The organism is Xanthomonas sp. LF07-6 (assembly GCF_034105445.1).
Lineage (GTDB): Bacteria > Pseudomonadota > Gammaproteobacteria > Xanthomonadales > Xanthomonadaceae > Xanthomonas_A > Xanthomonas_A sontii.
The window spans coordinates 26,037-50,553 of sequence record NZ_JAXGGI010000009.1 but is presented as its reverse complement, the minus strand read 5'-3'; the positions used below and the strand labels follow the sequence as shown (position 1 = coordinate 50,553).

Here is a 24,517-nt window from a genome sequence, read left to right as displayed (position 1 = left end):
GCAGCGTGTCTACACGCTGAAGCTGCTGCCGCACCCGCAGGTGGTCTTGGCGTTGGGATTGCGGATCACGAACTGCGCCCCGTGCAGGCCTTCGCTGTAATCCACTTCCGCGCCCATCAGGTATTGCAGGCTGAGCGGGTCGACCAGCAGGGTGACCTGGTCGGTCTGCACCGCCAGGTCGTCCTCGGCGCGGTTCTCGTCGAACTCGAAGCCGTACTGGAAGCCGGAACAGCCGCCGCCCTGGATGTAGACGCGCAGCGCCAGCGCGTCGTTGCCTTCCTCGCGGATCAGCTCGCGCACCTTGGCCGCGGCGGCCGCGGTGAAGTTCAACGGCCGGTCCAGGGACTGGTAGTCGGGCGTGGGCGCGGCGCCGGGCAGGGAGACGAGAGTGCTCATGGCGGGAGAATGGGGACGGCGGACGGCCGAATCAAGCCTCGGCGGTGAGCGCGCGCGGCGGCTCGGCGTCGCCGGCGGCCTCGCGGTGCGCTTCCGGCGGCGCCAGTGCGGCCAGGCTGCCGGCGTGGATCAGGCGCCCGGTCAGCTGCGCGCCGGCGTTCATCTCCACCACCTGGTAGTGCACGTTGCCCTGCACCCGCGCCTTCGACGCCAGTTCCACGCGCTCGGCGGCATGCACGTCGCCGATCAGCTGGCCGTTGATGATCACCACCGGTGCGCGCACCTCGCCCTCGATGCTGCCGTGCTCGGACAGGGTCAACGTGGCCGGCGCGCCGTCTTCGGCGACGACCTTGCCGAGGATGCGCCCTTCCACGTAGAGGCCACCGCTGAACACCAGGTCGCCGCGGATCACCACCTGCGCGCCGATCAGCGTATCGACCACGGTCTGGCCGCTGTTGCGGCTGTTCTTGTTCCCAAACATAGGCTGATTATTCCCCTTTGCCGTTACCGGCCAATGTCCAATCGAAGGTCTGGCTGACCGGCGCCCCGCCGCCGCTCAATGCCACCCGCACCCGCTGCGGGGTGAAGCCCTTGGGCAGGATCACGCTGCCGTCCAGTTGCTGGAAGTAGCGGAACGAGTAGTCCTGCCCGGGCACACCGGTCTTCTGGTGCAGTTCGTCCCAGCCGACGCTGGTCAGTTTGCCGCCGCGCACGCCTTCCACGGTCAGCCGCAGCTGCCCCTGGCTGATCGCGCCGCGGTTGAGGTTCTGGGTCAGCACCACGTTGTAGCGCCAGGTGCCGCCGGCCTCGGCGGAGAACTCCACCGAATGCACGCTCAGGCCCTTGCGCTGGCTGGTCGCGCCGACCAGGCGCTCGTAGAACGCCACGTCGGCACGCAGCCCGGCGATCTCCTCGTCGCGCTCGGCCAGCGAACTCTGCACCTCGTTGTTGGCGGCGCGGCTGATCTGGTCGGAACGGGCCAGGGTCGCCTGGCGCTGGTTGAGCGTCTCGATCTGCCGCTGCTGCGCCTGCAGGTTGCGTTCGGCCTCGCGCAACTGCGCGCTGACCGCACCGAGCCGCGGCGCGGCCTGGCGGCTGGCCAGCCACCAGGTCAGCGCCAGCGACAGCAGCCACAGCCCGGCCAGCAGCAACCACAGCCCGCGGCCGCGGCGGGGCGCGGCGCCATTGGCCACGATCTGGAAACGGGGAACGGGTCGGTTCATGCGCGCTGCCGCGCCACCGAGGCGGCGCCGGCGTCGATCCTCGCGGGTCGGCCTGCTGGGCCACCTAGTGTAAGCCACCCTCCTGAGCGGCGCCGGACTGCGCGGCCGGCCCGCGCCGCGGGCTGGCCTTCGTGGCGGGCTTGGCCGATAGTGGCCGGCATCCGTGCAGTTGCAGGAGCGCCTGCCATGACCGACGCCCATCTCTTCGTAATCGGCATCCTGCTGGCCTGGCTGGCCGGCATCCGCGTCTACCTGACCGTGTTCGGCATCGGCCTGGCCGGCCTGCTCGGCTGGCTGGAGCTGCCGCCGGCACTGCAGGCGACGCAGTCGTGGTGGGTGCTCGGCACCTCCGGCGCGCTGGCGCTGGCCGAGTTCTTCGCCGACAAGATCCCCGGCGTGGATTCGGTGTGGGACCTGCTGCAGACCCTGACCCGGATTCCGGCCGGCGCCTTCCTGGCCGCGGCCACGCTTTCGCCCGACGGCCAGCTGAGCGCCGGCGCGCTGGCCACCGGCGCGGGCGTGGCGCTGACCAGCCACGCGCTCAAGGCCGGCACCCGCGCCCTGCTCAACACCTCGCCGGAACCGGCCAGCAACTGGATCGCCTCGCTGGCCGAAGATTCGGTGGTGATCGCCACGCTGGCCCTGGCCCTCGCGCACCCGTGGCTGGCACTGACCGTCGTGCTGGCGGCGAGCGCGCTCGGCGCGTTGCTGGTGTGGTGGACATGGCGCCTGCTGTGGCGGGGCATGCGCCGCCTGCTGGCCTCGCCGACGGCACCGACCGGCAACCCCTCGCAGCCCGGCGCACAGCCATCGTGAACTTCGTCGCATAATTGGACGCGCCCCAGGAACCAGACGCGATGCCCGCCAACGACACCGCTCCGCTTTCCCATCGCGAGGACGCGCGCGCGCGCCATGTCCGCGCCGAGACCCCGCCGCCGCACTACTGGCGGCGCTGGGTCGGCGATGCGGAGCGCGCGGCGCCCGCCGACCCTGTCGCCGGTGACGGCCTGGCCGCTCCGGTGCCCACCGAACTGGCGGCAGCCGCCACGCCACTGGCCGCAAGCGAGCACGACGACGGCACCGCCGACGCCAACGCGGCCGCCTTCGTCGTCGCCGACGCCGCCCCCGATCCCGCCGCACCGGCCGCGGCCGCGCCGTACCGCGTGCTGATCGTCGAGGACGACCGCGCGCAGGCGCTGTTCGCGCAGAGCGTGCTGCATGGCGCCGGCATGCATGCGCAGGTGCAGATGCAGGCCGAAGGCGTGCAGCAGGCCATCGTCGACTACCGGCCGGACCTGATCCTGATGGACCTGCACATGCCGGGACTGGACGGCATGCGCCTGACCGCGCTGATCCGCCAGCAGCCGCAGCACCAGCTGCTGCCGATCGTGTTCCTGTCCGGCGACGCCGATCCGGAACTGGAATACGAAGTGCTCGACAGCGGCGCCGACGACTTCCTGACCAAGCCGATCCGGCCGCGGCACCTGATCGCCGCGGTCTCCAACCGCATCCGCCGCGCCCGCCAGCAGGCCCAGCAAGGCCACGCCGAGGCGGTGCCGCTGAACAACCCCGAGACCGGCCTGCCGACCCGCGCCCACGTGCTGCAGTTGCTGGACACGACGCTGCGCGCGCGCCGCCCCGGCAGCCTGTACTTCATCGAGATCGCCAGCGCGCTCGGCCTGCGCGAACGCTATGGCTACGCTGCGTTCGAGCGGCTGATGGTGCAGGCCGGGCGCCGCCTGGCCGGCATCACCGCGCCGCAGCCGCTGGCGCGGCTCAACGACAACAGCTTCCTGTTGCTGGCCGACGACGCCGATGCCGACGCGCAGCGGCAACGCGCGCAGAGCCTGCGCGACACCCTGTCCGGCCACGCCTTCCCGTTGCGCGAGGACGAGGCGCTGCACCTGCGCTGCGCGATCGGCTACGCCGACTTCGGCCATGGCTTCGAGGACGCTGGCAGCGCGCTCGAAGCGGTCGAACGCACCGCGCTGCAGGCGCGGCTGCATCCGCAGAGCATCGCCGCCTACGTGCCGCCGCGCACGGACGAGGACCTGCAGCGCATCGCAATGCTGGAGGGACAACTGGAACCGGCCTACCAGCCGATCGTCGCCGTCGCCGGCGGCGACATCGCCCAGTACCAGGTCCTGCTGCGCCTGCGCCAGCGCGACGGCAGCCTGCTCTCGGCCGGCCAGGTGCTGCCGGCCGCCGAGGCCGGCGGACGCCTCGCCGACCTCGACCAGCAGGTGCTGGACCACGCGCTGGGCCTGCTGCACCTGTACCAGCACGCCACTCCGCCGCTGCGCCTGTTCGTCTCGCAGTCCACGCGCACGCTGGCGCGCACCGCCTTCGCCGAATGGCTGATCGACACCATCGGCCGGCGTGGCGTCACCGGCACCTCGCTGGTGATCGACCTGCGCCTGGACGATGCGCTGGTCCACACCGCCACGCTGCAGCAGTTCTGCGCACGGCTGATGCCGCTGGGCGTGCAGTTCTGCATCAGCCAGTTCGAACCGGGCGCCGAGGCCGAAGCGCTACTGGCGCATCTGCCGCTGGGCTATCTGCGCCTGTCGGCACGCTTCGCCGGCGCGCATGCCGATCCCGAACTGCGCGACCAGCTGCGCGCCACCATCGACCTGGCACACCGCGCCGGCCTGCTGATCATCGGCCAGCAGATCGAACAGGCGCAGGCCGCGGCCGCGATGTGGATGGGCGGGGTCGACTTCATCCAGGGCAACCTGGTGCAGTCGGTCGGCGACCAGCTGAACTTCGACTTCCAGAACGCGGTGCTCTAGCCATGTCCGTCCGCAGACGTCGGCCCGTTCCGCGGCCGGCGACCTTCGCCGCGGCGCTCGCCGTCGCCGGCACCTTGCTGGCGCTGCCGCCGCTGGCGCTGCCGTTGCCGCCGCTGTGGCATTGGCTGGCGCCGCTGTGCATGGCCGCCGCCGCCGCGCTGGCCACCCTGGCTGGCTGCCGCGCGCGCCAGCAGATCGAACGCCTGGATGCGGCGCTGGCGCGTGCCGCGCTGGCCGAGTCCGAGCGCAACGCCCTGCAGCACGACGTGCACGTGCGCGAGCGGCTGGAACAGGAACTGCTGCAGGCCAAGCAGGCCGCCGAGGCCGCCGTGCTGGCCAAGGGCGAGTTCCTGGCGACGATGAGCCACGAAATCCGCACCCCGCTCAACGGCATCATCCCGATGCTGGAACTGATCGGGCGCGGCCCACTCGGCCTGGACCAGCGCGAGATGCTGCGCGCGGCCAACACCTCCTCGCTGCAACTGCTGCGCATCGTCGACGACATCCTGGACTACTCCAAGCTGGAAGCGAACCGGCTGGAGCTGGAGATCACCACCTTCAACCTGCGCGAACTGCTCGACGGCGTGCTGGAGCTGATGCAGCGCGCGGCCGAGGCCAAGGGCCTGCGCATGGCGCTGCAACTGGACGCGGCGGTACGCCTGCCGGTGCGCGGCGACCCGGTGCGCCTGCGCCAGGTGCTGAGCAACCTGCTCGGCAACGCGGTCAAGTTCACCGCGCGCGGCGGCATCGACCTGGGCGTGCGCCGGCTCGGCGAGACCCCGGCACAGCACCTGCTGCGCTTCGAGGTGCGCGACACCGGCATCGGCATCAGCGCCGAGCGCCAGGAGCACCTGTTCCAGGCCTTCACCCAGGCCGACGCCTCCACCACCCGCCTGTACGGCGGCACCGGGCTGGGCCTGACCATCTGCAAGCGCATCGTCGAACTGATGGGCGGGCGCATCGGCGTGGCGTCGCGGCAGGGCCAGGGCGCCACGTTCTGGTTCGAGATCCCGCTGCTGAAGGTGATCGGCGACCTGCCGCAGAATCCAGGCGGCCTGCCGCGGCTGCATGCGCTGCTGGTCGGCGCCGACCAGCGCCTGCAGCAGCGCCTGAGCGTGCTGCTGCCGAACTGGGGCGTGCAGGTGAGCAAGGTCGATTCGACCCAGGAGGCGCTGGAGCGGCTGCGCGGCAACGGCAGTGGCGGTAGCGTGCGCCCGACCTACGATCTGGTGATCGGCGACCTGGACGGGCTGCGGCAGAGCGCGCGCGCCTTGCAACGGGCGGTGGCGCGCCTGCCGGCGCCACAGACCGCACGGCTGATCTGGCTGTACGGCGAGGCCGACATTCCCGAGGAAATCCGCGCGCACGGCGCGCTGCTGTCGCGGCAGGCGGCGGACATCGACCTGCGCAGCATGCTGGCGCTGGCCCCGGCGACGCCGAGCCTGGCCAGCGAGACCGCTGGCGATGGCGCCGACACCGCCGACGCGTTCTACCACGACGCCTTCGCGACGGACCTCATGGACGCCCCCGCGCCGGCCCGCGCCGCGGAACCGACGACCGTCGTGGCCGAAGCGCCGCCGCCGCGCAGCGGCTACCGCCTGCTGCTGGTCGAGGACAATCCGGTCAATCTGATGGTGGCGCGGCGGCTGCTGGAATCGCTCGGCCACCACGCCGACAGCGTCGAGGACGGCGCCGCCGCATTGGCGCAGTTGTCGCGGCAGCCGTACGACCTGGTGATGATGGACTGCCAGATGCCGGTGCTGGACGGCTACGCCGCTACCCGGCAGTGGCGCCAGCGCGAGGCCGATGCGTCGCGCCCGCGCCTGCCGATCGTGGCGATGACCGCCAATGCGATGGCCGGCGACCGCCAGCGCTGCCTCGATGCCGGCATGGACGATTACCTGTCCAAGCCGCTCGACCGCGCGCGGCTGGAGGACTGCCTGCAGCGCTGGCTGCCGCTGCAGCCGGCGGCCGCGCCGGCCAGCGCGGCGTTCGCGCCGGAGGCGGATGCAGCCGCGGACGGATCCGCGGCGATCGCCAGCGGGCCAGCGGCGGGCGCGCTCGCCGACGTGGTGCACGTCGAAGCGCAGGACACTCGCCACACCACCCTGCACACGACGGACGCCGCCACGGCGTCCAGCCCCACCACCACGTCGACCGCCTCGCTGCCATCGCCCGATCACGCCACGCTCGACTCCCCCCCGGCAGCGCCTGCGTTGGAACAGGACCTGGCATCGCGCGGCGCCACCGCAACGTCGACGCCGCCGCTCGCCGCGCCGGAGGCAGACGATCCGGAACCGCCATCAGCGGTACCGGCGCCGGTGCTGGAGATCGCCGTGCTCGACGAGTTGCGCGAGGTCATCGGCTCGGCCAGCGTGGCGCAGATCGTCGAGCTGTTCCTGGCCGATGCGCCGCTGCTGATCCAGCGCCTGGAGCAGGCTGCGGCGACGGCGCAGAGCGACGTGCTGCGCGAGGCCGCGCACACGCTGAAGTCCTCGGCCGCCAACCTCGGCGCGCTGGCGCTGTCGGCGGCGGCGCTGCGCATCGAGTCGGGCGTGCGCACCGGCACGCTGGATCGCCCCGTGGTCGCGGTCGCCCTGGTGATCGCCGAGTTCGCGCGTGCGCGCCTGGCGCTGAACGGCTACCGCGCCAGCGTCCGCGACACCGCCGAACCCGCCGAACCCTAGCGCGGTATCGCGCTACGGCGCGTCTGCAGGCACACGATCGCCCGCAAGACCCGGCCACAGTGCATCGAAGACATCGACGCACGGCCTACTGCCTTTCTTGTAGGCCCGCTTCAGCGCGACAAGACGCTACCGGTAACGCCATCGCGGCTGAAGCCGCTCTTACAGGAACAGTGGCGCTGTGTATGCATGGCTGTCGTGGTGCACCTGCATGATCTTCGCCAAGCCGCATGCTCCGCCCGCGATCACGCGCAGAGGACGCCGCGAGATTCAACAGCGACGTGTTGCGGCGGTCCGCACAGGAAGGTCTCGCTGCGCTTGCGCCGTACCGCCGCAGTCGCCGCCTGCCCGGTGCGTGCGGAAACGGCTTCAGCCGCGACGATCACCATCAACGCGTCGCGGCTGAAGCCGCTCACACAGGAGAGCGAGGTGGTGCGATGCCGATGCCATGTCGGCCGCATGGATTCGCGCAGGAGCGGCACGTGCTGCTGTTCGGGATCAGCGGCGACTTTCGGCCCTGCAACGCGTCGTGGCGGAAGCCGTTCCAACAGAAAGGGCAACGCCGCACGATGCGGGTGCCATGTCGTCACCATGGATTCGCGCAGAAGCAGCGTGTGCCGCTGCGCTGGATCAGCGGCGTCCTTGCGCCAGCCACGCGTCGCGGCCTCATGCGCCGACGATTCAGTCGTCGAGCTTGGTCAGCAGGTAGTTCGGCTCGCCGATCCGGTCGATCAGGTCGAGCTGGGTTTCCAGCCAGTCGATGTGCTCTTCTTCCGATTCCAGGATGTCGGCCAGGAGCTGGCGGCTGACGTAGTCCTGGATCGATTCGGCGTAGGCGATGCCTTCGCGCAGGGTGACCGTGCCGTCCTGCTCCAGCGCCAGGTCGCACTCGAGGATTTCCTTGGGGTTCTCGCCGATGCGCAGCTTGCCCAGCGCCTGGAAGTTGGGGAGCCCCTCGAGGAACAGGATGCGGTCCGCCAGCTTGTCGGCGTGCTTCATCTCGTCGATGGATTCCTTGTACTCGTGCTCGGCCAGTTCCTTCAGGCCCCAGTTCTTCAGCATCTTGGCGTGCAGGAAGTACTGGTTGATCGCAGTCAGCTCGTTGTAGAGGACCTTGTTGAGGAACTCGATGACTTTGCTGTCGCCCTTCATTGCATCGCTCGCGTAAGCCGGAAAGCGCAGACTCTAGCGAATCGCGCTGCGACGTGAAGGAACGCGAATCGTGATCATCCCGCGCTGCAGCGCGGCGACGGCCTCAGGCGGCGCGGGCCAGGCCGCCGAGCACCGGCAGGGGCAGCTCGCGGCTCAGCGCGCGCTCCAGCAGGTCGCCGGCCATGTCCAAGCAGGAGCCGCAGGTGGCCCCGCAGCCCGTGCGCATGGTCAGTTCGGACACGCTGCGGCAGCCGGCTTCGGCGGCTTCGCGGATCTGGCGATCGGTGACCCCATTGCAGATGCAGACGTACACGGCGGGCTTGGCGGCGGACGGCGCGGACTGCGCCTGGCGCCCATTCAAACCAAAGTGAGAATGGTTGTCAATTCCGCCCGTTAATCGTTATTAATCCGCGCCGCCCACGGTCCGCCGCGCTTGCGTGGACGCTTGCGCGGCCGCTCGTGGCCCGCCGTATTGCCCGGCAGCCAGGCCTCCTGGGCCAGGGTCGGCATGGCGCGGATGCCGGCGCCGGCGATGGTCTGCGCCAGCGGCGCCAGGTGGCGCAGCGCCCGCGCATAGACCCCGCGCTTGAACAGCACCACGTGCTCCACCGGGTACCAGAAATCGACCCAGCGCCAGTGGTCGAACTCCGGCGTCTCGGTCAGTTCCAGATTCAGCTGGCTCTCGTCGCACTGCATCCGCAGCAGGAACCAGACCTGCTTCTGGCCGATGCAGACCTGGCGCTCGTTGCGGCGGATAGCCCGGCTGGGCAGGCGATAGCGCAGCCAACCGGGGGTGGCGCCGAGCACTTCCACATGCTCGGGCAACAGCCCGGTTTCTTCGCGCAACTCGCGGTACATGGCCTCCACCGGGGTCTCGTCGGTGTTCATGCCGCCTTGCGGGAACTGCCAGCCGTCCCGGCGCACACGGCGTGCCCAGAACACCTGACCATCCGGCCGCATCAGCACGATGCCTACGTTCGGTCGATAGCCGTCCGGATCGATCACGATGCGGACTCCTGAAAAATCTACTGGCTCCGACTCTGCCATGGCTGCGGCCGGGCCACAAGCAGCGCAGAAACCCGTTGACAGCCGCCCGCTTCTCCATAAGAATTGGCGGTTCACCAGGGCTATGTAGCTCAGCCGGTTAGAGCACAGCACTCATAATGCTGGGGTCGGTGGTTCGAGTCCACCCATAGCCACCATGGTGTGTACGCCCAAGGCGTGCGATACTTGCAGTCCACATTGCCCCGTCGCCAAGCGGTAAGGCACCTGACTCTGACTCAGGCATTCGGTGGTTCGAATCCATCCGGGGCAGCCAAACAAAAAAGAAGGCCGATCGAAAGATCGGCCTTCTTTTTTTGTTTGGCGCGGGGTTTGCGCAGGCGCTTCGCGCCTACGCCCCACATCTTGCTGCGCAAGATGTGGGCCCCAGCCCTTCCGCTTCCACATCCCCGCGCCTGTCGGCGCGCGCCCTTGGACTCCAAGGGGGCTACTCCACCAGATGGAATGCGGATCGTTGGAAGCAGGCGCGAGCCTATGAACTTCATCGGAAGCATTTCGGCAGCAGGGCGCGCGACCTCGAGCGTGAGGCAGGAAACCTCCCAGCGACCCCGGACCTCCAATCAGGCCGGCGACCGCCCAAGCCCGTGAGTAGATCCAACGAGGCAGAGCCTCGACGACCACCACTGCACTTGCCAGCACAAACCACAACCCTAGAACGACAAAAGCCCGGCCGAAGCCGGGCTCTTGCTTGGTCCCCAGCAGGCTCCCGAGGGAGCCCACGCCAGGCGCGATGGATCAGCGCTTGGAGAACTGGGTGGCGCGACGGGCCTTGTGCAGACCGACCTTCTTACGCTCGACTTCGCGGGCGTCGCGGGTCATGAAGCCGGCCTTGCGCAGCTCGGTCTTCAGGGTTTCGTCGTACTCGACCAGCGCACGGGCGATGCCCAGGCGGATCGCACCGGCCTGGCCGGTGGTGCCGCCGCCGGTGGCGGTGACCAGGATGTCGAAGCTCTCGGTGTTCTTGGTCAGTTCCAGCGGCTGGCGCACGATCATGCGCGCGGTCTCGCGACCGAAGAACTCGTCCAGCGGACGGCCGTTGACGGAGATGTTGCCGGTGCCCTTGCGCAGGAACACGCGGGCGGTGGAGGACTTGCGGCGGCCAGTGCCGTAGTTTTGCGAAATCGCCATGATTAGATATCCAGAACCTGCGGCTGCTGAGCGGCGTGCGGATGCTCCGCACCGGAATAGACCTTGAGCTTGCGGTACATCGCGCGGCCCAGCGGGCCCTTGGGCAGCATGCCCTTGACCGCGATTTCGATCACGCGCTCCGGGTGGCGCTCCAGCGCCTGCTCCAGGCTCTCGGTCTTCAGGTTGCCGATGTAGCCGGTGAAGCGGTGGTACTTCTTGTCCTTGAGCTTGTTGCCGGTGACGACGATCTTCTCGGCGTTGATCACCACCAGGTAATCGCCGGTATCGACGTGCGGGGTGTAGACCGGCTTGTGCTTGCCGCGCAGGCGGCGGGCCAGTTCGGTGGAAAGCCGGCCCAGCGTTTTGCCGGCGGCGTCGACGAGATACCAGTCGCGCTGGACGGTCTCGGACTTAGCAGTGAAGGTGCTCATGATCAGACTCGGTTGGTCGGGCGGATTCCTGCAGCGAACGGCCGGAACTTTGCCACGCGTTGTGAATTGCAAAAACGCAAGAGGCGGAATTCTACGTGGCCCGGCCGCCGCGCGCAAGTGCGCCCTAGACCTGCGGTGCCAGGGTCGGTGGCGCGCTTGGCAGCACACCGGCCGGCGGCGAAAATCGGGATCCCCACTGCTTCCGGGCTTCCCCCATGACGACCAGCCGCCAGCACTCCCCGCTCGATCGCGCCCTGGTCGAGGCCCAGCGCGCGCTGGAGACCGTATTCGGCGACCCGCCGGCGCAGCGCCCCTACCCGGCCGCGGCCACCGCCGATGAGGTGCTGGCGCCGGACGAGCGCCGCCATGCCGCCGGCCTGATGCGCATCAACCACGTCGGCGAGGTCTGCGCACAGGGCCTGTATTTCGGCCAGGCCGCGGTCGCGCGCGATCCGGCCACCCGTGCGCACCTGCTGGAGGCGGCGCAGGAAGAGACCGACCACCTGGCCTGGTGCGCGGCGCGGCTGCGCGAGCTGGACAGCCGCCCCAGCCTGTTCAACCCGCTGTGGTACGCCGGCAGCTACGCGATCGGCACCCTGGCCGGGCTGCGCGGCGACGGCTGGAACCTGGGCTTCGTGGTCGAGACCGAGCGCCAGGTCGAGGCGCACCTGGACGAGCACCTGCAGACCCTGCCGCCGGCGGACCTGCGCAGCCGCGACGTGCTGACAGTGATGAAGGCCGACGAGGCCCGCCACGCCGAGCATGCCGAACAGGCCGGGGCGCGGCGCCTGCCGCCGCCGATCCCCACGGTCATGGCCGCCGCCTCGCGGCTGATGAAGGCCGTCGCCTATCGGCTGTAGCCGCCCGCCGGTCGGGCCGATGCCGCCCCGGCTGGCATTGCCGGCCCGATCGCGTTAAAGTGAACGAACGCTGACTGATTCCACGTCGGCGCCCGCCGTTCCGGCTGCGGTATCGCCATGTGCCGCAGCCACCGATGTACCCGTGCCGAGTCGCGCCCGTGTGCGCTCCGCCTGCAGACTGTCATGCCCGCATCCTCGCCCCATCTGCCATCGCCCCGGACCCGCTGGTTGTCGCGCCTGCTGTTCGCGACCCTGTTCGCGATCGGCGGCGGCGCCCTGCTGCATCACCTGCTCGGCGACTACCGCCAGGCCAGCGCGATCCTGCGCGACCATTCCGTCGCCACCGTCCCGGTGATCGCCGACGGCGCCTTCGGCGTGCAGACCGAGCCACTGGTGCGCTACCGCTTCCACTATGTGTTCGAGAGCAAGGGCCGCCTGCACAGCGGCGCCTTCGAGGCCAGCGGCGCGGAGGCCGCGCCGTTGCTGCTGGACGGCGCCACGGTCGAGATCGCCTACGCCAATGCCGATCCCGCACGCTTCGGGCGCCTGGACCAGCTGCAGCACGCCGGCAACCTCGGCAGCGTGTTCACCCGCGCGCTGATCGCGCTGTCGATCGCCGCCCTGCTGGCGGTGGTCGCGCACCGGCTGCTGATCGGCCGGGTGCTGACCCGGCGCCGCATCGCCGCCGCCTGAGGCCCACGCGCGCGCGGGCTGCGCTCAGTGCCCGACCAGCTTCAGGCCGATCACCCCGACCACGATCAGGCCGATGCAGGCCAACCGCGCCGGCGAGGCGCTGTCGCCGAACAGGGCGATGCCGAGCACCGCCGTGCCCAGCGCACCGATCCCGGTCCAGATCGCATAGGCGGTGCCCAGCGGGATGTGCTTGAGCGCCTGGGTCAGCAGCCACAGGCTCAGGCCCGCACCGGCCAGGGTGGCCACGGTCGGCCACGGCCGGGTGAAGCCTTCGCTGTACTTCAGGCCGAGGGCGAAGCCGATCTCGAACAGACCGGCGAGCAGCAGGTAGATCCAGGGCATTGTCTTTCTCCGTAGACAAATGAAAACGAAAACGGCCCGATGTCTGCACATCGGGCCGCCGTCGGCAGGGGTCGCAGCGCGTGCTGCGGGCGGGCCGTCCCGCCGGTGTGGAGCGCTTACTCGGACAGGTTGCGCCCGTGGAACAGCTCCTCGATCTCGCGCTTGAGCAGCGCCTCGATGCGCATGCGCTCCTTGAACGAGAGATTCTTGGCCTTTTCCTCGAACAGGTACTGGTCCAGGTCGAAGTCCTTCAGGTGCATCTTGGTGTGGAAGATGTTCTCCTGATAGACGTTGACGTCGAACATCTCGTAGCGCGACTTGACGTTCTTGGCCAGGAAGTTCTGGATCGAGTTGATCTTGTGGTCGATGTAGTGCTTCTTGCCCTTCACGTCGCGGGTGAAGCCGCGCACGCGGTAATCCATGATCACGATGTCCGATTCCAGGCTCTCGATCAGGTAATTGAGGGCCTTCAGCGGCGAAATCACGCCGCAGGTGGCGACATCGATGTCGGCGCGGAACGTGGCGATACCGTGCTGCGGATGGGTTTCCGGGTAGGTATGGACGGTGATGTGGCTCTTGTCCATGTGCGCGACCACGGCGTCGGAAATGATCTCCTTGCCCGCCGCCTTCTTGTCGATGACCGGCTCCTCGGAGATCAGGATCGTCACCGAAGCGCCCTGCGGATCGTAGTCCTGGCGCGCGATGTTCAGGATGTTGGCGCCGATGATCTCGGCCACATCGGTGAGGATCTGGGTCAGGCGATCGGCGTCGTACTGCTCGTCGATGTACTCGATGTAGCGCTGGCGCTCCTCTTCGGAGATCGCGTAGCAGACGTCGTAGATGTTGAAGCTCAACGCCTTGGTGAGGTTGTTGAAACCTTGCAGCCTCAGGCGAGGCAACGGTTTGACCACGGCGTGGATCCTCTGGAAGTGGGTCGGGGGGAAAGCCAATCAATTATGAGCCAAATGGCCGCGCTGCGAAACGTGGCGTCCGTCTCTTGTTTGCCGCCGCGAACGCGTCCCGTTAAGCTTCGGGAATTACGCCGTAGCGAAGCCGCCATGAGCCCCGGAAACACATCCACTGCAGCACCTGTGCGCATCGCTCCAAGTCCTTTGACGTTGGACACCGCCACCATCGACCGCTTCCTGGCCCACAGCCACCGTCGCCGCTATCCGGCGCGGACGGACGTGTTCAGGCCAGGCGATCCGGCCGGCACCCTGTACTACGTGGTCAGCGGCTCGGTCAGCATCATCGCCGAGGAAGATGACGACCGCGAGTTGGTGCTGGGCTATTTCGGCAGCGGCGAGTTCGTCGGCGAGATGGGCCTGTTCATCGAGTCCGACCAGCGCGAGGTGATCCTGCGCACCCGCACGCCCTGCGAACTGGCCGAGATCAGCTACGAGCGCCTGCACCAGCTGTTCCTGGGCTCGCTGTCGTCCGATGCGCCACGGGTGCTGTACGCGATCGGCGTGCAGCTGTCCAAGCGCCTGCTGGACACCTCGCGCAAGGCCAGCCGCCTGGCGTTCCTGGACGTGACCGACCGCATCGTGCGCACCCTGCACGACCTGGCCCAGGAGCCGGAGGCGATGAGCCACCCGCAGGGCATGCAGTTGCGCGTGTCGCGGCAGGAACTGGCGCGACTGGTCGGCTGCTCGCGCGAGATGGCCGGCCGCGTGCTGAAGAAGCTGCAGGTCGACGGCATCCTGCACGCCCGCGGCAAGACCGTGGTGCTGTACGGCGCGCGCTGACCGCCATGGGTCGATAGGCCCGGCACGATGGTGCTGAGCGAGACCTTCTACTGGTTCGTGCTGGTCGGCCTGGCCGCCCAGCTGGTGGACGGCGCGCTGGGCATGGCTTTCGGCCTGGTTTCGTCCTCGGTCCTGCTGAGCCTGGGCCTGCCGCCGGCGGTGGTCAGCGCCAGCGTGCACAGCGCCGAGGTGTTCACCACCGGCGCCTCGGGCCTGTCGCACCTGGCCCTGGGCAACGTCGACAAGCGGCTGTTCCTGCGCCTGGCGCTGCCGGGCATGGTCGGCGGGGTCGCCGGCGCCTACGTGCTGACCCAGTTGCCGGGCGAGCTGATCCGCCCCTTCGTCTATCTGTATCTGCTGGCCCTGGCGGTGCTGATCCTGCTGCGCGCGGCCGGCCGTGCGCTGCCGCGCCGCGAGGTGCGGCGGGTGCCGCTGCTGGGTTTCGTCGCCGGCCTGCTGGACGCCAGCGGCGGTGGCGGCTGGGGCCCGGTGGCGACCTCGACCCTGCTCGCCCACGGCGGCCAGGCCCGCACCACCATCGGCACGGTCAACGCCGCCGAGTTCCTGGTGACGCTGTCGATCTCGCTGACCTTCCTGCTGACCATGGGCGTGCAGCACCTGGACATCGTGCTCGGCCTGCTGGTCGGCGGCATGCTCGCCGCGCCGCTGGCGGCGCTGCTGGTCAAGCGCGTGCGCGAGCGCTGGGTGCTGGTGGCGGTGGGCCTGCTGGTGCTGGGCATCAGCCTGTATCAGGTGGGCGGGGCGCTGTATCGGTGGTTGGGGTGAGGCCCGGGATTTGGGAGTCGGGATTGGGGATTCGCAAAGGCGGTCTCCGCGGCGCCTGAAGCCGTTGCGCTGGTGACCCGATCTGCGGTCAGGCCGCGTTCGCTTTTGCCGGGGTGGGCCGCGCGATGATCGCGGCCGGGATGCCGCCGCAGATGGCTGCGCGTCTCGCCCCTCCCTGCCCCGCGAGACCGCCATGCGCCGTGCCCTTCCGCTGTTCCTGGCCTTGCTGTGCCTGGTGCTGCCGGCGCCGCGCGCGCAGGCCGACGACGCCTTCGCCCGGCTCGGGCGCGGGGTCAACATCCTCGGCTACGACCCGCTGTGGAACGATCCGGCGAAGGCGCGCTTCCGTCCGCCGCTGTACCGCACGATCCGCGACGGTGGCTTCCGCACGGTGCGGGTCAACCTGCAGGCGTTCGCACACATGGACGCGGACAACCGGCTCGACCCGACCTGGCTGAAGACGCTGGACACGGTGGTCGACCAAGCCACCGCCGCGGGCCTGAACGTGATCCTGGACGAACACGACTTCCACCCCTGCGCGGCCGACGCGGCGGTGTGCCGGACCAGGCTGCTGGCGTTCTGGAGCCAGGTCGCCCCGCGCTACCGCCATGCGCCGCCGTCGGTGCTGTTCGAGATCCTCAACGAGCCCAACGGCCAGATGACCAGCGCGGTGTGGAACGACCTGCTGCGCGATGCGCTGCAGATCATCCGCCGCGACAACCCGACCCGCACGGTGGTGGTGGGCCCGGCCAGCAGCAATTCCTTCACCGCGCTCGACAGCCTGCGCCTGCCCGACGACGATGCGCACCTGCTGGTCACCGTGCACTACTACAACCCGTTCCGCTTCACCCACCAGGGCGCGCCGTGGGCCCCGGCGGACATCCGCGACCACACCGGCGTGAGCTGGGGCAGCGCAGCCGACCGGACCAAGCTCTACGGCGAGTTCGACCGCATCGCGGCCTGGGCCAAGGCGCATCACCGGCAGGTACTGCTGGGCGAGTTCGGTGCCTACGAGCAGGCGCCGCCGGCCGATCGCCTGGCCTGGACGGTGGCGGTGGTCAACGCCGCCGAGAAACGCCATTTCGCCTGGGCGTATTGGGAGTTCGAGGGCAGCTTCGGCGCCTACGACATCGACCGCGGGCAATGGATCGCGCCGCTGCACCATGCGCTGGTGGGCAGCGACAGCGCTTACCGCGGGGCTGCCGGCGGCTGACGCCGGCCTTCCCCGCCGCGGCGCGCGCTAGCGGGAACCGCCAGCGTCGCCGGCGCGGTCGCGGCAGCCCCAGTTGAGGATCGGCGTGCCGGACGGCAACAGCCGGCGGAACACCGCCACCGCGCCGTGCTTGGGATTGACCACCACCGGCGCGGCCGCGGCCTGCAGCAGCGGCAGATCGGCGGTGCTGTCGGAATAGGCCATGGCGATCTCGCCGTAGCCCAGTTCGCGCAGCATGCGCATCTTTTCCTCGTTGTGGCAGTGGCGGGTGGCGGTGACCGCGCCCAGGCGCGGGCCGATCAGGCTGCCGACCACCGGCACGTCCTGGTGCGCGACGAAGCCGAGGATGGCGCGCGCCAGTTCCGGCGGCGCGCCGGTGGCGACCACCACGCGATCGCCGGCGGCGCGGTGCCGGGCGAACACCTCCAGCGCCTGCGGCAGCAGCCGCTGGCGGATCTGCGCCTGATGCTGCAGCACGTACTGGTCGATGATGCGGTTGAACGCGCGCGCGCGGCGCAGGCCGAAGCTGGCGATCCAGACGTAGCCGGAGATGCCGGTGCGGCGGGTCGGCAGCATCGCCACCAGCGGCCCCAGCAACGGGGTGGCCAGCACCGCGGCGGCCAGGCGCAGCGGATTGCGCTTGATCAGCCAGGCGAACAGGTGGCTGCCGGAGTCGCCGTCGTACAGGGTGTGGTCGAAATCGAACACCACCAGCGGCGCATCGGCGCGCGGCAGCGGGTACGGACTGGCGTCCTGCCCGCTCATGCCGCGAAGAACAGCTGGCGCAGCGCTTCGCCCGGCTCCTCGGCGCGCATGAACGCCTCGCCGACCAGGAACGCGTGCACGCCGGCGCCGCGCATCAGCGCCACGTCGTCGGGGCCGAGGATGCCGCTTTCGGTGACCAGCAGGCGGTCGCGCGGCACCGCGTCCTGCATCGACAGGGTGGTCTGCAGCGACACCTCGAAGGTGCGCAGATTGCGGTTGTTGATGCCGATCAGCGGCGCCGGCACCTGCAGCGCGCGCTCCAGTTCGTCGATGTCGTGCACTTCCACCAGCACGTCCATGCCCAGCTGCAGGGCCAGCGACGACAGCTCGGCCAGTTGCAGGTCGTCCAGCGCGGCCACGATCAGCAGGATGCAGTCGGCGCCGAGCGTGCGCGCCTCGTACACCTGGTATGGATCGATGGTGAAATCCTTGCGCAGCACCGGCAGCGTGCAGGCATCGCGCGCCTGCTGCAGATAGCGGTCGTGGCCCTGGAAGAAGTCCTCGTCGGTCAGCACCGACAGGCAGGCGGCGCCGCCGAATTCGTAGCTGACCGCGATGTCGGCCGGGTGGAAGTCCGGGCGGATCACACCCTTGGACGGGCTGGCCTTCTTGACCTCGGCGATCACCGCCGGGTCGCCGTTGGCGATGGCCGCCTGCAGCGCGCGGGCGAAGCCGCGGGTGGGCGGCATGGCCTCCGCGCGGGCGACCAGCTCGGCCAGCGGCACGCGCGCGCTGCGCTCGGCGATCTCGTCGGCCTTGCGCGCGAGGATGGTGCGGAGAATGTCGCTGCTCATGCGGTGGGAATCCTGGGGGATGGCCGGATTATCGGCGATGTGGGGTAAAGAAGGGACCCGGGACCCGGGACCCGGGACCCGCAACAGCCTAAGCCGCCATGCACGCGTTGCAACTGACGACGGGATGGCCGGACGCCAATCGCCGCAGATCGGCGAACTGCGCTCCTACCGGGCCCCGGGTCCCGGGTCCCGGGCCCCCACCAGACCCTGCGTACACGCCACATACGCCTCCAGCTTCGCCCGCGCACGCCCATCGGCGATGGCCGCACGCGCCAGGGCGATGCCGGCGCCGATGTCTTCGGCCAGGCCGGCCACATACAGTGCCGCGCCGGCGTTGAAGGCGACGATGTCCAGGGCCGGGCCGGGCACGTTGTCGAGCACGGCGCGCAGCATCGCCATCGATTCGGCGGCGTCGGCGACCTTGAGGTTGCGGCTGGCCGACATGGCGATGCCGAAATCCTCCGGGTGCACCTCGTACTCGCGGACCTGGCCGTCGCGCAGCTCGCCGACCAGGGTGCCGGCGCCGAGGGAGAGTTCGTCCATGTCGTCGCGGCCCCACACCACCAGCGCGCGTTCGGCGCCCAGTTCCTGCAGCACGCGCGCCTGGATGCCGACCAGGTCGGGGTGGAACACGCCCATCAGGATGTTCGGCGCGCCGGCCGGGTTGGTCAGCGGGCCGAGGATGTTGAAGATGGTGCGCACGCCCATCTCGCGCCGCACCGGCGCCACCACCTTCATCGCCGGGTGGTGCACCGGGGCGTACATGAAGCCGATGCCGGTCGCCGCCAATGCCTGCGCCACCTGCTCGGGCTGCAGTTCGATCGCCGCGCCCAGCGCCTCCAGCGCATCGGCGCTGCCGGACTTGGAGGAGACGCTGCGGTTGCCGTGCTTGGCGACCTTGGCGCCGGCCGCCGCGGCCACGAACATCGCGCAGGTGGAGATGTTGAAGGTGTGCGAGCCGTCGCCGCCGGTACCGACGATGTCGACCATGTGGGTGCGGTCGACGACCGGCACGGTGCGCGAGAACTCGCGCATCACCACCGCCGCACCGGCGATCTCGCCGACCGTTTCCTTCTTGACCCGCAGCCCGGTGAGGATGGCCGCGGTCATCATCGGCGACACCTCCCCGCGCATGATCTGCCGCATCAGCCCCACCATCTCGTCGTGGAAGATCTCGCGGTGCTCGATGGTGCGTTGCAGGGCTTGCTGGGGGGTGATGGTCATGGGAGAGGAGCTGCTCGTAGCTGGGGAAGAAGTAGATCTTTTCGGGTTTCCCAGGGGCGTTTATCTTCTTCGCTCATGGGGTAAAGAGGGTGTCCAATGCCATATTCCGAAATTACTACCTTGACTTTATGGCCTGGATAAAAATGCACTTGAATATCCCCGCCTTGGCTTGGATATTGGGGTAGATCAACAATTGCTTCTTGCGGCGATGGGGGCTGCGGGCCATTTTGCGTGGTGTCATAGGCCCATTGGATCTTGACCTTCATTCCCGGATGCCAATGCCTTGGAATGGACGCACAACATGACCCCCCACCACCCCCTTCCTCAGGCGAAAGGTTGGGTCCACTTGCGCCGTCGACTGTAAATCTCTCGATGCTCCAATCGCTCATGTGATTGTAGCCAGTCACAGATGCGGGCAAGCGATCATTGCCGCAACCACTTAATGAGATGCAGGCGACAAGCATGGACAATGAATTCCAGTACTGGATGTGTTTTTTTGTTTTTCTGTTTTGCATGTGATGGGCTCAGCGCGCCTGCGTCGGCCGCGACATGCGCAGGCGCCCTTGCGCCAGCACCTCGAAGTAGTCGGCCGGGCCGCCGGCGCGCAGCAGGGTGGCGACCGCGGCCGGGTCGTAGATGCCGTCGTGCAGGGCGTGCTCGGCGATGTGCACGCCGACCACCTCGCCCAGCACCAGCCAGGTCTGGATCGGCTCGCCGCGTGCGCTCTGCAGCGGCAGCAACTGGCTGAGCCGGCATTCGAAGCTGACCGGGCTGGCGGCCACCCGCGGCGCACCGATCAGGCGCGAGGGCGCGGCGGTCAGGCCGGCCAGCGCGAACTCGTCCACCTCCGGCGCCACCGCGGCGGAACTGGCGTTCATCGCCTCGGCCAGCGGCCGCGTGGCCAGGTTCCAGGTGAACTCGCCCGTGGCCTCGATGTTGCGCACGCTGTCCTTCCAGCCGATGCTGGCGAAGCCGACGATCGGCGGGACGTAGTTGAAGGCGTTGAAGAAGCTGTAGGGCGCCAGGTTGGCGACGCCGTCGGCGCCGCGCGAACCGATCCAGCCGATCGGCCGCGGCCCGACGATGGCGTTGAACGGGTCGTGCGGCAAGCCGTGGCCGTTGGCCGGTTCGTAGAAATGGAAGGCGTCGGTGCGCTCGTGCATCGGCAGGGTCCGGCAGTGACGGGAAGTGGGCGACGCCGGCGCGGCGCGCTCAGCGCTCCAGGAAGTTCTTCAGCAAGGCGTGGCCATGCTCGGTGAGGATGGACTCGGGATGGAACTGCACGCCCTCGACCGGGAACTGACGATGGCGCAGGCCCATGATCTCCTCCACCGTGCCGTCGTCGTGTTCGGTCCAGGCCGTCACTTCCAGGCAGTCGGGCAGCGTGGTCTTCTCCACCACCAGCGAGTGGTAGCGGGTGGCCTCGTAGCGGTCCGGCAGGCCGGCGAACACGCCGCGGCCTTCGTGACGGATGCGCGAAGTCTTGCCGTGCATGATGGTGCCGGCACGCACCACCTGCCCGCCATAGACCTGGCCGATGCTCTGGTGGCCCAGGCACACGCCCAGGATCGGCGTGCGCTGGCCAAGCCGCTCGATCAGTTGCAGCGACACGCCCGCCTCGTTCGGCGTGCACGGCCCCGGCGAGATGACGATGCGCTCGGGCGCCAGGCGCTCGATTTCGTCCACGCTGAGCGCGTCGTTGCGCACCACCTTGACCTCGGCGCCGAGCGCCTGCAGGTACTGCACGAGGTTGTAGGTAAAGCTGTCGTAGTTATCCAGCATCAGCAGCATGGCGAAGGACTCATTGCGCGATCAGGAAGACCGCATAGACGTTTTCGGAGAGGGTGAGGGTGCCGGCTTCGAGTGAGTCGACGATCGCGCCAACGTCGCTGGCTGGCGCAGGCGGCTCTGGAGAGGACACAAAGCCGGCGCGGACGTTGCGCGCGGCTGGCCAGGTGCCAGCCTGGATGCCATAGGAAAAGCTAGGCGCGACATCGGAGATGGTGTAAAGCCCCTGGATACGAACGCCATAGGCCTTGGCAAGCCCCTCTGCCGAAACACGGGTCTGCTCGGCGGCTTCCCGCTTGAGCTGCATACGTATCTCGTCCTCCTTGCTGTACGAAGTCTGGATTCCAGACAATTCGACCTCACGGCTGGTCTTGAATCCGCTTAGGAACTGGCGCGCATCGTCGAGCGACCGGAACGTGGCACCAATGCTGCGCTTGACCTCGGTACCCTCGAACTCCTGAGTTCCTCCTTGCGGCGAGAAGCGATACGAGGGTTGGATCTGCAAAGAGGAGGCCATGATGCTGTCCTGCAAGGCACGATTCCTTTTGAGTGCTGAAAGAATCTGCTCCGCCGATGCCTGGATTCGCTTGCGAGCAAGGTCGGGCTGCATATCCACAGCGCGCAGGTTGATGCGTAGCGAGAACCTGTCCGGCACCACCTCGCGCTGCGCCTCCCCCTTCACCAACAAATGCGGCTGCGACGGCAGGCTGTTGACCTGCGCGCTGGCGACGGCCGGCAAGACCAGCACCGCGGCAAAGGCCCAGGCAACGAGCGTACGGATTTTCATCTTCCTCTCCTTGGCGGAATGTCAGCCGGCCGCACGCGGCGTGCCGGAGTGGATCAGCGCGGCGAAATCCGCGATCAACGTGTCGACCGCATCGGCCTGCGTCGCCCACGAGGTCACGAAGCGGATCACCCAACGGCCGTCGCCCAGTACCTGCCAGCGCTCGAAGTCGTAGCGCTGTGCCAGGGTCTCGACCGCGGCGGCAGGCAGGATCACGAACAGCTGGTTGGTCGGCGAATCCGAGGCGAACTGCGCACCGGCGGCGGTCAATCCGTCACGCAGCCGCGCGGCCATGCGGTTGGCATGCGCGGCCAGTTCGTAGAACAGCCCGTCCTCGAACAGCGCGGCGAACTGCGTGCCCAGCACCATGCCCTTGGCCAGCAGCGCGCCGCGCTGCTTGAGCAGGTAGCGAAAATCCGCTTTCAACACCGGGTTGAGGATCACCAGCGCCTCGCCGAGCAGCGCACCATTCTTGGTGCCGCCGATGTAGAACGCGTCGGTCAGCGCGGCGACGTCGGCCATGCGCAGATCATTGCCCTCGGCGGTAAGCGCGCTGCCGATGCGCGCGCCGTCCAGGAACAGCAGCAGGCTATGCGCGTCGCAGAACGCGCGCAAGGCCTGCAGTTCGTGCTTGCGGTAAATCGTGCCGACCTCGGTGGTGTTGGACACGTAGACCAACCGCGGCTCCACCATGTGCTCGTTGCCGTGCTCGGCCAGCAGCGGCGCGATTCGCTCCGGCGTGAGCCGGCCGTCGGCCGCGTCCACGGTGAGCACCTTGTGGCCGGTGGCCTCGATCGCGCCGGTCTCGTGGGTGGCGATGTGGCCGCAGGCCGCGGCGATCACCGCCTGGTGCGGACGCAGGAACGCGGCGATGGCGGTGAGGTTGGTCTGGGTGCCGCCGACCAGCAGGTGTACGTCGGCGTCGGCGCAGCCGATCTCGGCACGGATCAGCTGCGCGGCGCGCGCGCTGTGCCGGTCCAGGCCATAGCCGGCGTTCTGCTCGACACTGGCGGCGGCCAGCGCGGCGAGCAGGCGCGGATGCGCGCCTTCGCTGTAGTCGTTGCGGAAGCCGATCCGCGGCGATGCGGCGGCGTTCACAGCCCCTTCGCCGCTTCGGCGACCGCACGGAACAGCGCGCGGCCCTTGTTCATCGTCTCGTCCCATTCGGTCTGCGGATCGGAGTCGTAGACGATGCCGGCGCCGGCCTGCACGTGCAGGCGGCCGTGCTTGATCACCGCGGTGCGGATGGCGATGGCGGTATCGGCGTCGCCGTGCCAGCCGAGGTAGCCGATGCTGCCGGCGTAGACGTTGCGCTTGATCGGCTCCAGCTCGCGGATGACTTCCAGCGCGCGGATCTTCGGCGCGCCGCTGACGGTGCCGGCAGGGAAGGTGGCGCGCAGCACGTCGGCGTAGCTGAGGCCGGGCAGCAGGGTGCCGGTGACTTCGCTGACGATATGCATGACGTGGCTGTAGCGCTCGATCACGAAGCGCTCGCCGACCGCGACGCTGCCGGCCTGCGAGACCCGGCCGGCATCGTTGCGGCCCAGGTCGATCAGCATCAGGTGTTCGGCGCGCTCCTTCGGATCGGCCAGCAGTTCCGCCTCCAGCGCCTGGTCCTCTTCCGGGGTCTTGCCGCGCGGGCGGGTGCCGGCGATCGGACGCACGGTGACCTGGCCGTTCTCCAGCCGCACCAGGATCTCCGGCGAGGAACCGACCACCTGGGTGTCGCCGACATCGAGGAAATACATGTAGGGCGACGGGTTCAGCGCACGCAGCGCGCGGTACACGTCCACCGGGCGCGCGGTGAACGGCACGCTCAGGCGCTGGCTCAGCACCACCTGGAAGATGTCGCCGGCGCGGATGTAGTCCTTGGACTTCTCCACCGCGGCGATGAAGCCCTCGCGGGTGAACCCGGAGACGAAGTCGCTCTCGTCCAGCACGTCGCGCGCCAGCGGCGCGGGGTAGCCGGCGCCGGGCTGGCGCAACGTCGTGGTGAGCGTATCCAGGCGCGCCTGCGCGCGCTCCCAGGCGTCGGCTTCGGCCGGGTCGGCGTGCACGATCAGGTACAGCCGGCCCTTGAGGTTGTCGAAGACCGCCACTTCCTCGGACAGCATCAGCAGGATGTCAGGCGTGTCCAGTTCGTCGCGTGCCACAGCGCCGGCCAGGCGCGGCTCGATATAACCGATGCATTCGAAGCCGAACCAGCCGACCAAGCCGCCGGTGAAGCCGGGCACGCCCGCCAGCTTGGGCACCACATGCTGGGCGCGCAGCGCCTCGACCTCGGCGAAGGGATCGGCGACCTCGCGGCGCTCGATCAGCTCGCCATGGTCGCGCACCTCCAGGGTGTGCCCGCGGAAGGTGTACACGCGGCGCACCGGCAGGCCGATGATCGAGTAGCGCCCGAAGCGTTCGCCGCCTTCGACCGATTCGAACAGGTAGGTATGCGGGGCGTCGGCGAGCTTGAGATAGACCGACAGCGGCGTGTCCAGGTCGGACAGCACTTCGCGGACGACGGGGATGCGGGTGTGACCTTCAGCGGCGTAGCGCTGGAACTGCTCGCGGGTAATCAAGACGGCTTTCCTTCCGGGACTCGGTGACAGGGCGGACGACGGCTACAGGCCACCATCGCCACGCACGGCGAGCGGAAGTGAA

General features: G+C 69.1%; 28 protein-coding genes and 2 tRNA genes. 10 read left to right on the top strand and 20 right to left on the bottom strand.

Features of this window, described 5'->3' with window-relative positions; genetic code table 11:
• Positions 1 to 9 precede the first annotated feature (9 nt).
• From erpA to SLW56_RS14295, 3 genes are read right to left on the bottom strand one after another with little or no spacing between them, the layout of a single operon-like run.
• Positions 10 to 396, bottom strand: a complete 387-nt coding sequence (erpA, locus tag SLW56_RS14305) for an iron-sulfur cluster insertion protein ErpA (protein WP_017908990.1) — start codon at positions 394 to 396, stop codon at positions 10 to 12.
• 31 nt (positions 397 to 427) lie between these two features.
• A complete protein-coding gene (locus SLW56_RS14300) occupies positions 428 to 877 on the bottom strand; it encodes a polymer-forming cytoskeletal protein (RefSeq protein WP_017908989.1) in 450 nt (149 codons plus the stop codon).
• Positions 878 to 884: 7 nt separating this feature from the next.
• Complete coding sequence (locus SLW56_RS14295; RefSeq protein ID WP_043093568.1) at positions 885 to 1,619, bottom strand: DUF6776 family protein; 735 nt, start codon at positions 1,617 to 1,619, stop codon at positions 885 to 887.
• A 186-nt stretch (positions 1,620 to 1,805) separates the two neighbouring features.
• Here SLW56_RS14295 and SLW56_RS14290 point away from each other — a divergent pair, with 186 nt between their 5' ends.
• The 3 genes from SLW56_RS14290 to SLW56_RS14280 are packed head-to-tail and all read left to right on the top strand — an operon-like array spanning position 1,806 to position 7,098.
• The gene (locus SLW56_RS14290; protein ID WP_320695018.1) at positions 1,806 to 2,435 is read left to right on the top strand and encodes a DUF4126 domain-containing protein; all 630 of its coding nucleotides are present in this window, start codon (positions 1,806 to 1,808) and stop codon (positions 2,433 to 2,435) included.
• Positions 2,436 to 2,476: 41 nt separating this feature from the next.
• A complete protein-coding gene (locus tag SLW56_RS14285) occupies positions 2,477 to 4,411 on the top strand; it encodes an EAL domain-containing protein (RefSeq protein ID WP_295910049.1) in 1,935 nt (644 codons plus the stop codon).
• 2 nt (positions 4,412 to 4,413) lie between these two features.
• Entirely contained in the window at positions 4,414 to 7,098 is a 2,685-nt protein-coding gene (locus tag SLW56_RS14280) for an ATP-binding protein (RefSeq protein WP_320695017.1), read from the top strand.
• Positions 7,099 to 7,340: 242 nt separating this feature from the next.
• On the opposite strand, the gene SLW56_RS14275 is transcribed toward SLW56_RS14280, so the two are convergent.
• The 4 genes from SLW56_RS14275 to SLW56_RS14260 all read right to left on the bottom strand — a co-directional run bounded on the left by SLW56_RS14275 (position 7,341) and on the right by SLW56_RS14260 (position 9,252).
• Positions 7,341 to 7,688: a hypothetical protein gene (locus SLW56_RS14275; RefSeq protein WP_267083882.1), complete on the bottom strand. Its 348-nt coding sequence runs from the start codon at positions 7,686 to 7,688 to the stop codon at positions 7,341 to 7,343.
• An 88-nt stretch (positions 7,689 to 7,776) separates the two neighbouring features.
• Complete coding sequence (gene bfr, locus SLW56_RS14270) at positions 7,777 to 8,247, bottom strand: bacterioferritin (RefSeq protein WP_017910327.1); 471 nt, start codon at positions 8,245 to 8,247, stop codon at positions 7,777 to 7,779.
• A gap of 103 nt (positions 8,248 to 8,350) precedes the next feature.
• Positions 8,351 to 8,560, bottom strand: a complete 210-nt coding sequence (locus SLW56_RS14265; protein ID WP_017912292.1) for a (2Fe-2S)-binding protein — start codon at positions 8,558 to 8,560, stop codon at positions 8,351 to 8,353.
• Between the two features lie 80 nt (positions 8,561 to 8,640).
• On the bottom strand, positions 8,641 to 9,252 hold the full coding sequence (locus tag SLW56_RS14260; protein ID WP_010341422.1) for an RNA pyrophosphohydrolase: 612 nt from the start codon (positions 9,250 to 9,252) through the stop codon (positions 8,641 to 8,643).
• 120 nt (positions 9,253 to 9,372) lie between these two features.
• On the opposite strand from SLW56_RS14260, the gene SLW56_RS14255 reads away from it, so the two are divergent.
• Together SLW56_RS14255 and SLW56_RS14250 are read left to right on the top strand one after the other, a co-directional pair.
• Positions 9,373 to 9,449: transfer RNA gene (locus SLW56_RS14255), tRNA-Met, on the top strand.
• Between the two features lie 41 nt (positions 9,450 to 9,490).
• A tRNA-Gln gene (locus SLW56_RS14250) sits at positions 9,491 to 9,565 on the top strand.
• A gap of 479 nt (positions 9,566 to 10,044) precedes the next feature.
• Here the strand turns inward: SLW56_RS14250 and rpsI are convergent.
• Both rpsI and rplM read right to left on the bottom strand, forming a co-directional pair.
• A complete protein-coding gene (gene rpsI / locus SLW56_RS14245; protein ID WP_010341421.1) occupies positions 10,045 to 10,437 on the bottom strand; it encodes a 30S ribosomal protein S9 in 393 nt (130 codons plus the stop codon).
• Between the two features lie 2 nt (positions 10,438 to 10,439).
• The gene (gene rplM / locus SLW56_RS14240; RefSeq protein ID WP_010341420.1) at positions 10,440 to 10,868 is read right to left on the bottom strand and encodes a 50S ribosomal protein L13; all 429 of its coding nucleotides are present in this window, start codon (positions 10,866 to 10,868) and stop codon (positions 10,440 to 10,442) included.
• A 215-nt stretch (positions 10,869 to 11,083) separates the two neighbouring features.
• On the opposite strand from rplM, the gene coq7 reads away from it, so the two are divergent.
• Positions 11,084 to 11,728, top strand: a complete 645-nt coding sequence (gene coq7 / locus SLW56_RS14235) for a 2-polyprenyl-3-methyl-6-methoxy-1,4-benzoquinone monooxygenase (RefSeq protein ID WP_320695016.1) — start codon at positions 11,084 to 11,086, stop codon at positions 11,726 to 11,728.
• 228 nt (positions 11,729 to 11,956) lie between these two features.
• On the top strand, positions 11,957 to 12,421 hold the full coding sequence (locus SLW56_RS14230; RefSeq protein WP_017910330.1) for a hypothetical protein: 465 nt from the start codon (positions 11,957 to 11,959) through the stop codon (positions 12,419 to 12,421).
• Between the two features lie 24 nt (positions 12,422 to 12,445).
• On the opposite strand, the gene SLW56_RS14225 is transcribed toward SLW56_RS14230, so the two are convergent.
• The gene (locus tag SLW56_RS14225; RefSeq protein ID WP_017910331.1) at positions 12,446 to 12,763 is read right to left on the bottom strand and encodes a multidrug efflux SMR transporter; all 318 of its coding nucleotides are present in this window, start codon (positions 12,761 to 12,763) and stop codon (positions 12,446 to 12,448) included.
• A gap of 116 nt (positions 12,764 to 12,879) precedes the next feature.
• Positions 12,880 to 13,674, bottom strand: a complete 795-nt coding sequence (gene speD, locus SLW56_RS14220; RefSeq protein ID WP_017910332.1) for an adenosylmethionine decarboxylase — start codon at positions 13,672 to 13,674, stop codon at positions 12,880 to 12,882.
• A 147-nt stretch (positions 13,675 to 13,821) separates the two neighbouring features.
• Between speD and crp the strand changes: the two genes are divergently transcribed.
• From crp to SLW56_RS14205, 3 genes are all read left to right on the top strand, one after another.
• Positions 13,822 to 14,511 (top strand): cAMP-activated global transcriptional regulator CRP, encoded by a 690-nt coding sequence (gene crp, locus SLW56_RS14215; RefSeq protein WP_010341415.1) that lies wholly within the window; start codon positions 13,822 to 13,824, stop codon positions 14,509 to 14,511.
• A 27-nt stretch (positions 14,512 to 14,538) separates the two neighbouring features.
• Complete coding sequence (locus SLW56_RS14210) at positions 14,539 to 15,297, top strand: sulfite exporter TauE/SafE family protein (protein ID WP_017913961.1); 759 nt, start codon at positions 14,539 to 14,541, stop codon at positions 15,295 to 15,297.
• A gap of 193 nt (positions 15,298 to 15,490) precedes the next feature.
• The gene (locus SLW56_RS14205) at positions 15,491 to 16,510 is read left to right on the top strand and encodes a glycoside hydrolase family 5 protein (protein WP_267098771.1); all 1,020 of its coding nucleotides are present in this window, start codon (positions 15,491 to 15,493) and stop codon (positions 16,508 to 16,510) included.
• Positions 16,511 to 16,537: 27 nt separating this feature from the next.
• Here the strand turns inward: SLW56_RS14205 and SLW56_RS14200 are convergent, their stop codons facing one another.
• From SLW56_RS14200 to trpE, 9 genes are all read right to left on the bottom strand, one after another.
• The gene (locus SLW56_RS14200; protein WP_267098772.1) at positions 16,538 to 17,275 is read right to left on the bottom strand and encodes a haloacid dehalogenase-like hydrolase; all 738 of its coding nucleotides are present in this window, start codon (positions 17,273 to 17,275) and stop codon (positions 16,538 to 16,540) included.
• Positions 17,272 to 18,069 (bottom strand): indole-3-glycerol phosphate synthase TrpC, encoded by a 798-nt coding sequence (trpC, locus tag SLW56_RS14195; RefSeq protein WP_017910188.1) that lies wholly within the window; start codon positions 18,067 to 18,069, stop codon positions 17,272 to 17,274. Before trpC ends, SLW56_RS14200 begins: the two co-directional genes overlap by 4 nt.
• Before the next feature lie 165 nt (positions 18,070 to 18,234).
• Positions 18,235 to 19,293, bottom strand: coding sequence for an anthranilate phosphoribosyltransferase (trpD, locus tag SLW56_RS14190; RefSeq protein ID WP_267098773.1), 1,059 nt, complete (start codon positions 19,291 to 19,293; stop codon positions 18,235 to 18,237).
• Entirely contained in the window at positions 19,290 to 19,808 is a 519-nt protein-coding gene (locus SLW56_RS14185; protein ID WP_320695015.1) for a DUF3304 domain-containing protein, read from the bottom strand. The genes trpD and SLW56_RS14185 overlap by 4 nt, the downstream gene beginning before the upstream one ends.
• A 9-nt stretch (positions 19,809 to 19,817) precedes the next feature.
• Positions 19,818 to 20,456 carry a flavin reductase family protein gene (locus SLW56_RS14180; RefSeq protein WP_152238971.1) on the bottom strand — a complete coding sequence of 213 codons (639 nt, stop codon included), beginning with the start codon at positions 20,454 to 20,456 and terminating at the stop codon, positions 19,818 to 19,820.
• Positions 20,457 to 20,505: 49 nt separating this feature from the next.
• Positions 20,506 to 21,084, bottom strand: coding sequence for an aminodeoxychorismate/anthranilate synthase component II (locus SLW56_RS14175; protein ID WP_017913955.1), 579 nt, complete (start codon positions 21,082 to 21,084; stop codon positions 20,506 to 20,508).
• 10 nt (positions 21,085 to 21,094) lie between these two features.
• Positions 21,095 to 21,862, bottom strand: coding sequence for an SIMPL domain-containing protein (locus tag SLW56_RS14170; protein WP_267098992.1), 768 nt, complete (start codon positions 21,860 to 21,862; stop codon positions 21,095 to 21,097).
• Positions 21,863 to 21,889: 27 nt separating this feature from the next.
• Complete coding sequence (locus tag SLW56_RS14165; RefSeq protein WP_320695014.1) at positions 21,890 to 22,963, bottom strand: aminotransferase class I/II-fold pyridoxal phosphate-dependent enzyme; 1,074 nt, start codon at positions 22,961 to 22,963, stop codon at positions 21,890 to 21,892.
• The gene (gene trpE, locus SLW56_RS14160) at positions 22,960 to 24,435 is read right to left on the bottom strand and encodes an anthranilate synthase component I (RefSeq protein ID WP_026143672.1); all 1,476 of its coding nucleotides are present in this window, start codon (positions 24,433 to 24,435) and stop codon (positions 22,960 to 22,962) included. Before trpE ends, SLW56_RS14165 begins: the two co-directional genes overlap by 4 nt.
• Positions 24,436 to 24,517 lie beyond the last annotated feature (82 nt).

What these genes read in the sequence shown, in the direction of transcription:
- erpA (WP_017908990.1), bottom strand. Translation starts at nt 396, where the DNA reads ATGAGCACTCTCGTCTCCCTGCCCGGCGCCGCGCCCACGCCCGACTAC.
- SLW56_RS14300 (WP_017908989.1), bottom strand. Translation starts at nt 877, where the DNA reads ATGTTTGGGAACAAGAACAGCCGCAACAGCGGCCAGACCGTGGTCGAT.
- SLW56_RS14295 (WP_043093568.1), bottom strand. Translation starts at nt 1,619, where the DNA reads ATGAACCGACCCGTTCCCCGTTTCCAGATCGTGGCCAATGGCGCCGCG.
- SLW56_RS14290 (WP_320695018.1), top strand. Translation starts at nt 1,806, where the DNA reads ATGACCGACGCCCATCTCTTCGTAATCGGCATCCTGCTGGCCTGGCTG.
- SLW56_RS14285 (WP_295910049.1), top strand. Translation starts at nt 2,477, where the DNA reads ATGCCCGCCAACGACACCGCTCCGCTTTCCCATCGCGAGGACGCGCGC.
- SLW56_RS14280 (WP_320695017.1), top strand. Translation starts at nt 4,414, where the DNA reads ATGTCCGTCCGCAGACGTCGGCCCGTTCCGCGGCCGGCGACCTTCGCC.
- SLW56_RS14275 (WP_267083882.1), bottom strand. Translation starts at nt 7,688, where the DNA reads ATGGTGACGACATGGCACCCGCATCGTGCGGCGTTGCCCTTTCTGTTG.
- bfr (WP_017910327.1), bottom strand. Translation starts at nt 8,247, where the DNA reads ATGAAGGGCGACAGCAAAGTCATCGAGTTCCTCAACAAGGTCCTCTAC.
- rpsI (WP_010341421.1), bottom strand. Translation starts at nt 10,437, where the DNA reads ATGGCGATTTCGCAAAACTACGGCACTGGCCGCCGCAAGTCCTCCACC.
- rplM (WP_010341420.1), bottom strand. Translation starts at nt 10,868, where the DNA reads ATGAGCACCTTCACTGCTAAGTCCGAGACCGTCCAGCGCGACTGGTAT.
- coq7 (WP_320695016.1), top strand. Translation starts at nt 11,084, where the DNA reads ATGACGACCAGCCGCCAGCACTCCCCGCTCGATCGCGCCCTGGTCGAG.
- SLW56_RS14225 (WP_017910331.1), bottom strand. Translation starts at nt 12,763, where the DNA reads ATGCCCTGGATCTACCTGCTGCTCGCCGGTCTGTTCGAGATCGGCTTC.
- crp (WP_010341415.1), top strand. Translation starts at nt 13,822, where the DNA reads ATGAGCCCCGGAAACACATCCACTGCAGCACCTGTGCGCATCGCTCCA.
- SLW56_RS14210 (WP_017913961.1), top strand. Translation starts at nt 14,539, where the DNA reads ATGGTGCTGAGCGAGACCTTCTACTGGTTCGTGCTGGTCGGCCTGGCC.
- SLW56_RS14205 (WP_267098771.1), top strand. Translation starts at nt 15,491, where the DNA reads ATGCGCCGTGCCCTTCCGCTGTTCCTGGCCTTGCTGTGCCTGGTGCTG.
- SLW56_RS14200 (WP_267098772.1), bottom strand. Translation starts at nt 17,275, where the DNA reads ATGAGCGGGCAGGACGCCAGTCCGTACCCGCTGCCGCGCGCCGATGCG.
- trpC (WP_017910188.1), bottom strand. Translation starts at nt 18,069, where the DNA reads ATGAGCAGCGACATTCTCCGCACCATCCTCGCGCGCAAGGCCGACGAG.
- trpD (WP_267098773.1), bottom strand. Translation starts at nt 19,293, where the DNA reads ATGACCATCACCCCCCAGCAAGCCCTGCAACGCACCATCGAGCACCGC.
- SLW56_RS14185 (WP_320695015.1), bottom strand. Translation starts at nt 19,808, where the DNA reads ATGCAAAACAGAAAAACAAAAAAACACATCCAGTACTGGAATTCATTG.
- SLW56_RS14180 (WP_152238971.1), bottom strand. Translation starts at nt 20,456, where the DNA reads ATGCACGAGCGCACCGACGCCTTCCATTTCTACGAACCGGCCAACGGC.
- SLW56_RS14175 (WP_017913955.1), bottom strand. Translation starts at nt 21,084, where the DNA reads ATGCTGCTGATGCTGGATAACTACGACAGCTTTACCTACAACCTCGTG.